The sequence below is a fragment of the Marinobacter sp. bablab_jr008 genome, from assembly GCF_016464145.1.
Taxonomy (GTDB): domain Bacteria; phylum Pseudomonadota; class Gammaproteobacteria; order Pseudomonadales; family Oleiphilaceae; genus Marinobacter; species Marinobacter nauticus.
In genome coordinates this window covers 1-8,927 of the sequence record NZ_JACDWW010000056.1, presented here as the reverse complement: position 1 = coordinate 8,927, position 8,927 = coordinate 1, and the positions used below count along the sequence as shown (strand labels likewise).

Below are 8,927 nucleotides of genomic sequence, written 5' to 3'. Positions count from 1 at the left end.
TGCGGAGCAAACCAGGATCGCGCCGTCCATCTGTGCCGCACCAGTGATCATGTTCTTCACATAGTCAGCGTGGCCCGGGCAGTCTACGTGGGCGTAGTGACGGGTCGGAGAATCGTACTCTACGTGAGAGGTCGCGATGGTAATACCACGCGCACGCTCTTCCGGTGCGTTATCGATCTGATCGAAAGCACGGCTCTCGCCAGTACCCCAAACTTCGTGACATACACGAGTCAGGGCGGCTGTCAGAGTGGTCTTACCATGGTCAACGTGACCGATGGTGCCCACGTTTACGTGCGGCTTGTTACGCTCAAACTTTGCTTTAGACATTTCGACCAATCTCCCTAATCAACCAGGATCGCAACGTTGACCGGATAAAAAATGGAGCTCATGACCGGAATTGAACCGGTGACCTCATCCTTACCAAGGATGTGCTCTACCGACTGAGCTACATGAGCATTGAAACCAAATTGGAGCGGGCAGCGGGAATCGAACCCGCGTCATCAGCTTGGAAGGCTGAGGTAATAGCCACTATACGATGCCCGCGAGCAATTAGTGGTGGAGGGGGCAGGATTCGAACCTGCGAAGCTTTCGCGTCAGATTTACAGTCTGATCCCTTTGGCCACTCGGGAACCCCTCCCGAACAAATCCGCAAAAGCGAACCTGCTTAAAACTTAAAGTGGAGCTGGCGGACGGAATCGAACCCCCGACCTGCTGATTACAAGTCAGCTGCTCTACCAACTGAGCTACGCCAGCTCACATTCGCCTGTTCAGCGAGGGCGGTATACTACGGATTTTTTTCCGGCCTTGCAACACCTTCACAAGCATTGCTTTCAACGAAATCGAACTCGTAACCGGTTTTCGCTTCAACCGCTTGAACCCATTCACTTTCTGCCATGGATTCAACCTCAAAAACGAGCGCGTATCCTAAACGATTTCGAGGGAACTTGGCCAGCACTACATTCAGATTTGCCTGTTTTTTTTCTGCCATTACCGATTGCGCAGCCTCAAGGGATTCGAACAGTCCCAGGGAAATGGCGTTACGGTACTCTCCACGGGAAACAATGTACGATTCCACGCCCTGAAGATAGAGCTCACGGAACTGGGCTCGCGCTACTTCCGGCGGCTGCGGAGGAATCAATACCCAGTGCAGAGGCGGTAACTCCTTCTCAACCTCAACAATGCCGGCTTTATACTTGAGCCCGGCCGCCACGCTCTCGGCGTCATCCCTCGCATCAAACATTCCGAGCGTTATCCGTAGACAACCCTCTTCCCGGGAGGGGCTCTCCATGGTGTCAGAAACCACTTTCAGGCTGGAGACACGAGGCAGGGTTCCGGATGAAACGCCAACATACCGGGATGGCTCGATCCAGGCCGGCACAAACCAAACGGCCAGATTGAGAGCTGCCAACAGAAACGCCAGCCACTTCATCACAGAACGCCCGCGCTGGCGATTCGCTCAAGACCGTCAAGCACCATACCCTCAATTACGTTAGCCTCAAGACCAAGGGCCTGCAAACGCCGGGCATCGCCACCGGTCAGGTAGATCGCAGAGAGTCCAAAGGCTTTTGCATCTCGATGAATCCTCTGGACAAGGGCCTCGGAGAGCCAGGCCAGACCATGGTTAACGCATTCGCCGGTCGATTGTCCCGGGCGGGTGTCGAGTTGCTCACTCTGCTCAAATCCAATTCGTGCCGCATCCACTTTCAGACTACGGCGCATCATCTGGAGCCCTGGAAGAATGTAGCCACCGAGGTGTCGCCCGCCGGCATTTACATAGTCGACGGTGACGGCGCTACCGGCATCGACAACGGCGAAAGAAGCCTTACACCTGCCCCAACCAGCCAGCATGGCATGCCATCGATCAGCCCCCATGCGCGACACATCCCCATAGGAATTATACAGGCCATCGCGCGTCGACTCAGCCCAGCAATATTCAACAGGCACCTTGGCCCGGGCAAGCAACAGTTCATGAAGTTGCGCGCGGGCGCTTTCCGAGGCCACCGTCGACACCAGAATTCTGTCAATGTCAGACCAGTAGCCTGAAAGTCCGATCAGGGGCTCAGCATCTGCCATGACCGCTGCCCCTTCAAGAGGGCCACCTGTTCCAGCCAGTCGCCATTTCAGGCGGGTATTACCAGCGTCAATCAACAGAATCATTCAGACACCCGCAAACTGATATCGCCCGCCCGCACCGGTATTTCGCCCTCTGCTGTTTTCAGGAGGTAGTTCCCGGTTTCGTCGATACCGCCTCCCACGCCCTTTAATTCACCGTCACGGGTGACGAGGGGCAGGCCGTTAAAGATATCACGGCGCTGCCAGCGCTCCCGGAATTGCCGGAAGCCGCCAGCCTCAAATTCTGTCACTGCTGCCAGAATGTGAGTAATCATCCCGGCAGCGAGTTGGTTGCGAACCCAGGCCTGGTCTGGCCAACGCTTGTCCAGGCTCGTCCAGGGCTGATCAACGTCTTCAGCTTGAGTCATATGCACGTTGATACCGATTCCTGCGATCACCTGAACACAACCTTCCTGGAGTTCGCCCTGGATTTCTACCAGGATCCCACCAAATTTCTGGCCCCGGGCAAACAGGTCATTGGGCCACTTGAGCCCTATCTCACCGCCCCCTACCTGCTCAATGGCATTGGCGACGGCAACGCCCAGGGCCAGACTGAGGCCATCCAGGGCAGAGAACCCACCTTTTATCGACAACCCAAGGCTCAGGTAGAGGTTCTGGCCCTTGGGGCTGAGCCAGTTCCGACCTCTTCGACCACGGCCGGACGTCTGGCAGTCAGATAACACCACTGGGAGTGGCGCCGACGTCAGTAGGCGAGCAACCTCGGCGTTGGTGGAATCCACTTCATCCAGAACAGTGAGCTGTATCCGCTCTCGAACCGAAGGATTGAGCTGACCAAGAATGATGTCACGGTCGAGCAGGTCCAGTGCGGACACCAACTGGTAACCCTGCCCGCGAATGGTCCGTATGTCAGTTCCGTCGGCAATAGCCTTGCGGATATGCTTCCACACCGCCGTCCGGGAAACGCCCAGCTTCTGGGCCAGCGACTCACCGGAATGGATTTCACGATCACTGAGCAGGGACAGCAATGCATTGGATTTCATCAATGAGCTTCCAGACGGGGAATGAACAAGCCCGGATTAAACAACAGGAGGGGATTGAAAAGCAAAGGGACAGCACTGGCCTTACCCCTTACCGGTCGCGACGTCAGGGGATAGGTGTCGCGGTCAGGTTTGCGCGAATATTCACATTCTGGAGCACGGCGCCGAACACGGCGGTCTGGGCGCCACCCACAGGATGGACAAGATCGATATTATTTATGGTCAATTCCTTGAAACGGGTTTCCGCCTTGACCGCGAATCCCAGTGGACGATTCAGGCGATCAGCCTCCGAAGGAGAGGACACATACCGATAACCCTGGGGGGCCGAGGCATCCATAATCTTTTCGTCACCACGGGCGCCATTCACCCCCAGCGAGTCCGCTCCATTTTCTTTCTTCACGACACGGGTCTGGTAAACGTCAACGGATAGATCAGTTTGAATACCGTAGGTGTTGTCGTCGACGCCATCACCATCGAAATCACCACCGTCACTCGTGTATATGTTGTCCAGAACCAGGCGGGTTCCGGAACCATTCACGGCCTGCCCCTGGCCATCGACGGTCCGATTGGTTTCCCACAACAGCGAATTCCGCTTCTCGTTGCTCTGAGCACGGGCGAGGATGTTCTTCATCTCGATCGTGACACCTTCGTCGCCCCGCATTTCCCACTCACCGCCCGATGCCGAACAGGCCGAGGCCGAAGCACCAGCGCCACCCACACAGACGTTGCCGGCACCGCCAGGCTTGATCAACGTCGTGCTCCCCTGTTCAAAACGCTGGATCTTCAAACGCCCAAGGCTCTCTCCATCGACACCATTACCGATCCGGACATTGCCGATATCCATGGTGCTCCAGGACTCTTCCGTTGCCAGCGCCAATCCTTCATCGGTGACATCCAGAGTCATGTTACGAACATGACCATCATAGGTCATATCGGTCAGCCAGAGACCTTTCTGGGGCTGCTCACCGTTACCTTCGTCATAGGGAGCGGCAATCACTGCAGCACGACCGTCACGAATGTGAATATCCGAATTAATCGTCAGGCCCTCACCGGAAGCGCCACCGGCTCCGAGCGTCATATGGCCGTCCAGCGTAAAGTCGTAGGCGGGATAGATGCCGAGCGCCAACAACAACTCTGTGCCACCCTGCAATGGCGCGTCATCACTGCCAACGCGCATACCATTAATTCGGTAACCGGCCTCAAGCCCCTCGAAACCAATACGCAAACCGTCATAGAATCGGGTTCCACCCTGGACACCGTCACGGGTGACATTTACGGTGATATCGCCCTGCCCCCAGGACTGAAGCCCACTGATAATCACCCTGTTGCCGTCCTCGGTATAGCTCAGATCAGAAAGCCGGAGGCTCCACTGAGCAGCCAGTCTCAAACCCTGGGCACCGGCATCGGCATGGCCTCCGCCCTGCAGATAGAGCGCATTGGTGTAGTTGCGACCACCAAATACCTGGTCTTCCAACAGAAAGCTCAGGTTGAAGGCACCAAAGCTCTTACCAGCAGCGCCAATCTCAATGGCTCCGACCTCAAACTCGCCTTCCATTCGCCCAAGCGTTAAACCCACTGCCGGACGGCCCCGCCAGTCCTGATCCACATCCAGGCGCAGATCCTGAATACGGTAGGCGCCAGTGATGTCTCTCAAGGCGAGGGAATGACCATCATCGTGATAGAGGAAAGACGCGCTATGAATGGTTGTCTCGTTATCAAACCTCAAACCCTCCCCTGCGCGGCCTCCTGCGGATATACCGGTCGTTGAGGACAGTTCGTACTGGCCAGAGAGACCGCCATAGCTGGGCAGCAGGTCACCGTTACCATTGGTGCTACGGCCATATATCGCAGGATCGCTGGAATATCGAATAGCACCGACCTGCCAGCTACCAGTCACTCTGGGAGCCGTCAGTTCCAGGGTCTGGCCCACCCTTTCCAGAGTTACCCCCAAGGCCTCAACGGACATCGTAATATCGTCCAGAAACACCGAATTGCCGTTGGTTCTGTAGCCCAGGCGGCCGCCCGTCATGGTGTACGCGGAATCAAATTCATAGCCATCTCCACCAGCGGTCTGTTGGCGCAGGGTCAAGGTGCCTTGAAGGCTATGGTCAAAGAAAATACCCCCCATGCTGACACCCGGCGCGCCGGCCAGCCTAATGTCCGAGAATTCTACCCGCCGATCTTCCACCAGGTATTCAAGATTCAACGCGGCATCGCTGCCAATGTCGATTCTGGTTCGGTGAAATGCGCCCTGCCCGGGCACCTCGGAGGAACCCACACGCATACCTTCCAGATGGACGCCCTTTCCATCGTCGTAATAGGAAAGCTTGTCTGCGGTCATGGTCAGGTCAGTTTCGATGGTAATCCCGCTCTGGCCTCGTATCTCAGACAGCGCCCGGTCATCAAGGCTCTGGAGATCTGCAGCGGTTATCATCGAATAGCTGCCCAGGCCCAGGACGACCGTACTCAGGGGCAGGATTCCGGAAAGCTTACGAGTCATGATGCCTCCTGGCTAAGGGGTTCCATCCGGAAAAACCAGAAGGTTACCCTGCATGATCACGTCCCCCTGCATTTCCACCGCAAAGATGTCGGTTTGCTGAAAGCCGGGGTCAGTTGGTCGTGGCGTGCTACTGGAAGCGATTTTGAACTGTACGTCAGAAAACCGGACAACATTTGGCAAGCCCAGCTCAATCACATCACGGTCAAAGAGTGCACCATCCCCCCCAAAGCCGGAATCGATCGAACGCACCCTCAGGGTCAGACCCTCAAAGGCGAACATCCCTCGAATTTCGTCCAGTACCATCCATCCGCCATCCTGCTTCAGCCGATAGGCAAAGCGAGCACCGCATTTCTTATCTGCCTCATCACACCGGCCAAAGTAATTGTTCTGAACCGGACCTCCCATTTCGTTGATGCTGATGTCGCCAGACAGATAGATCCCCCCCTGGCCGGAGACATCAGCCAGGGCGTCGTCCCCGAGCGGCGACATCTCGGAATACGCCAAGGCGGGAAGCAGGGCCGCAAAGAGCAGGCAAAACCGGGTAGCTGAACAACAAGTCAGAAGGATCATGGCGCCAAGTCCTTGGTTCTGATTTCCAGGTGCTGAATGAGCATTCCTTCGATGCGGGCGGAGCCAAAATCCCGGTCACCAACACCAAAGTTGCCAATCCGGAGATTGCTCCGGTATTCCGGATTGGTGTAATAGGCTTCATAGAAGTCCCAGGTTGCGGTATCGCTGCCATCCCGAAGCCCGTTTGCGGTAATCTGCCCGGGTGCCGGCGCAGCGATAGCATCTACCTCCAGCACGAAATTGCCCGTACCGTCGACATCAAAAAACACTGGCTGGAGCTCGTTACCGATCGCCAGTTGAAGGACAAAATCGGACATGGTGATGCGGGAGCCACACTCGCTGCCATCCTGGGTGCATGCGTTGATGGTTAACTCCGGAGAGTAGAAGTTCAGCTTGAACTGGCCGGCCATTTGCTGGCGAGCGTCATCGCCCCAGAGGCGCAGGTAACTCCCGTCAATCACGGCACTTTTCGCATGTATGTTCAGGTTGGCAGAGCGATCGTCACCCACGGCGACATTCATCTGCATCCCCATATCCGCTCGCTCGCCAATCCAGGATTCAGTCGCGGGGCGGCTTGAACAGGTACCGCTGCCAGCAGCCGCAGAGCCACCCAGGCAATCGTAACCCTCGGCCGCGCTGAGCATCGCAGGAGCGGCGATTTCTAACACCGCCTTATCACGGACCCCAACAGTATTGCCATCCACCACATCAATTCGCCAGGGATGCAGCAGACGGCCCAGGTTAACCGGAGTCAGATTCTGGCCGTAACCGGAATTCGCACCCGCGATATACAAGTGATTCACCGTAATATCGACGTCTTGACCATCTGTGCTTTTGATACCCGTGATTCGGAATATACGGGCCTGATTGCCATTGGCATCTGGCGCATCGGTTCCATGGGAGAAGGTAAAGTTATCGAGAACCAGGCCTATGCCGACGCCATCAATCTCGGACATCTCTGACTCATTAAGAGTCACCATCTCTGCCTGGAGGGGCAAAGACCACAAGAGCACTAACGGCAACATTGCAGTGCAGGGGAAGTTGCAGAACCCGAACCCGCTCATCAGAACAGCCCCCTACCACGGTCTATGTACTCAGTCCGATAACGGTCCGTGCCGTACAACGCCTCATTCAGGTTTACCTCGGTGGCGCCATTGGGGATATTGAAGAATGCACCGGACGTCGCCCGAATAAAGTCCTCAACCGTGATGTCGGTTTTCTTGACGTCCTTGAGCCAATCCAGATCTTTGGTCTGAAACGAAATAAACGCGCCATCGGCGGGACCGGTAATTCGCCGCTCACCATTGACCTCCTCAACCTGGCCAATCGGGAAACTGTTGTAAATATCCAGATCAAAGCAGGAGTCTATGCCCAGCACCATGCAATCCTGGGCATAGACATAGATGTCACCAGCACCACAGCTGAAGAAGGAACAATCCGGCACCTCAATCTCCGAACTGGATCCCCAGCCAATCAGGTTCTTCAGAGACCAGCGGGTGAATCCGGCGGCACCTTCAAGAACGAACTTTTCCCCGTTCGGAATACCGATATACTCCGCACGAATGGGATCAAGCTCGCCAATGCGCGGGTCATCTTCCGCTCCATAGACCAGCTGCGCCTTGGTGGCGAGCGGACTGCCTGATTCGAGCAAAGGGGTGAGCAGTACAATCAACTGATCGAAGAAATTGCCGGTGGAGTTAGCCTCCCGCAACCCTTCACCCCGATCGATGATGTCGACATTGACGTTACCCGTCAGCGTTTCGATCTTGCCGGAAAGAATGCCCATGGACTCGCCAAAGCCAAGACGAACACCTACCACCTCATTGGTGGTCTCATCAAAGGCAAACTCAAAGAACGGGCTATCGATCATGAACGGAACAATCTCATTCTCGCCATAGGCTGAGCCATCGGGGCGATATTGTCGCGGAGCATCAGGGTTCTTGCTGTAGTAGGCCTGGTTATTGATGTACCCGAGCGCAAAATCGCGGATCAGTACATCGGAAGAACCCTGCTTCTCACCCGCTCGCTCATATCGCCCCATCTCGAGAACATCAACATTGGTCTGAATTTCGATATCCATACCGAGATTGACACGGGTATAGGAGGTATTTTCGTTGGGATCGGGATGGTACTGGCGGTCTATGGAGACAAAGGCCTGACCTGTCACCTCGGACAACTGGGCGTCGGAAATAGGCTGCAAATCCGCCTGGGCAGCCGAAGACAGCGCTATGGACAGCGCGAGGAATAGTCTTGTACGTGTACTCATAGCCATACCTGCCCGCCGTTTGTTGTTATTGACGGCAATGATCGAATGACTGATGAGTGTCTCTGAAGCTGGCTTTGTAGTTTTTTCTTCGCCAGTCTTAAACGAATGTTAACGTTATTTATCGGGTGTAACTGTGCGGCTGGTCACAAGGGGGTCTGATGACCTACATTGCTCGCGCTGGCGCGCTCGGCCCTTCGGGCCCGCCGTCGCTGCGCTCCCGCGTCCTGCGCTTGCCGTTGGCAAGCTTGTCACATGGGGGCCGTTGTAGTGCAGAGGAGAGCCTCGATCCAAAATAAAAAAGCCCCGGCAGCAATTGCTGTCGGGGCTGTTTTATTTAGGAGCCTGACGATGACCTACTCTCACATGGGCAACGCCACACTACCATCGGCGCAGGTCTGTTTCACTTCTGAGTTCGGGATGGGATCAGGTGGTTCCAGACCGCTATGGTCGTCAGGCAAAACGGTTGATCACTGGGGGACGA

8 protein-coding genes, 4 tRNA genes and 1 rRNA gene are annotated in these 8,927 nt (G+C 55.8%); all 13 read right to left on the bottom strand.

Annotated features, from left to right (window positions below):
- Positions 1–327 (bottom strand): GTP-binding protein (locus tag JIF53_RS08580; protein ID WP_228285514.1); only part of this gene is annotated, 327 nt, incomplete at its 3' end.
- A 52-nt stretch (positions 328–379) separates the two neighbouring features.
- Positions 380–455, bottom strand: a tRNA-Thr gene (locus tag JIF53_RS08575).
- Positions 456–468: 13 nt separating this feature from the next.
- Positions 469–543, bottom strand: a tRNA-Gly gene (locus JIF53_RS08570).
- A 10-nt stretch (positions 544–553) separates the two neighbouring features.
- A tRNA-Tyr gene (locus JIF53_RS08565) sits at positions 554–637 on the bottom strand.
- Between the two features lie 40 nt (positions 638–677).
- Positions 678–753: transfer RNA gene (locus JIF53_RS08560), tRNA-Thr, on the bottom strand.
- A 31-nt stretch (positions 754–784) separates the two neighbouring features.
- Complete coding sequence (locus JIF53_RS08555; RefSeq protein ID WP_199452256.1) at positions 785–1,429, bottom strand: hypothetical protein; 645 nt, start codon at positions 1,427–1,429, stop codon at positions 785–787.
- On the bottom strand, positions 1,429–2,157 hold the full coding sequence (locus JIF53_RS08550; RefSeq protein WP_153741275.1) for a type III pantothenate kinase: 729 nt from the start codon (positions 2,155–2,157) through the stop codon (positions 1,429–1,431). The genes JIF53_RS08555 and JIF53_RS08550 overlap by 1 nt, the downstream gene beginning before the upstream one ends.
- Positions 2,154–3,113 (bottom strand): biotin--[acetyl-CoA-carboxylase] ligase, encoded by a 960-nt coding sequence (locus JIF53_RS08545; protein WP_199452255.1) that lies wholly within the window; start codon positions 3,111–3,113, stop codon positions 2,154–2,156. The genes JIF53_RS08550 and JIF53_RS08545 overlap by 4 nt, the downstream gene beginning before the upstream one ends.
- 103 nt (positions 3,114–3,216) lie before the next feature.
- Positions 3,217–5,610: a DUF6160 family protein gene (locus JIF53_RS08540; protein WP_199452254.1), complete on the bottom strand. Its 2,394-nt coding sequence runs from the start codon at positions 5,608–5,610 to the stop codon at positions 3,217–3,219.
- Positions 5,611–5,622: 12 nt separating this feature from the next.
- A complete protein-coding gene (locus tag JIF53_RS08535) occupies positions 5,623–6,180 on the bottom strand; it encodes a hypothetical protein (RefSeq protein WP_153741272.1) in 558 nt (185 codons plus the stop codon).
- Positions 6,177–7,136, bottom strand: a complete 960-nt coding sequence (locus JIF53_RS08530) for a hypothetical protein (protein ID WP_227548945.1) — start codon at positions 7,134–7,136, stop codon at positions 6,177–6,179. Before JIF53_RS08530 ends, JIF53_RS08535 begins: the two co-directional genes overlap by 4 nt.
- A 107-nt stretch (positions 7,137–7,243) precedes the next feature.
- Positions 7,244–8,446: a DUF6160 family protein gene (locus JIF53_RS08525; RefSeq protein ID WP_153741270.1), complete on the bottom strand. Its 1,203-nt coding sequence runs from the start codon at positions 8,444–8,446 to the stop codon at positions 7,244–7,246.
- Between the two features lie 340 nt (positions 8,447–8,786).
- Positions 8,787–8,901: ribosomal RNA gene (gene rrf / locus JIF53_RS08520) — 5S ribosomal RNA — on the bottom strand.
- Positions 8,902–8,927 lie beyond the last annotated feature (26 nt).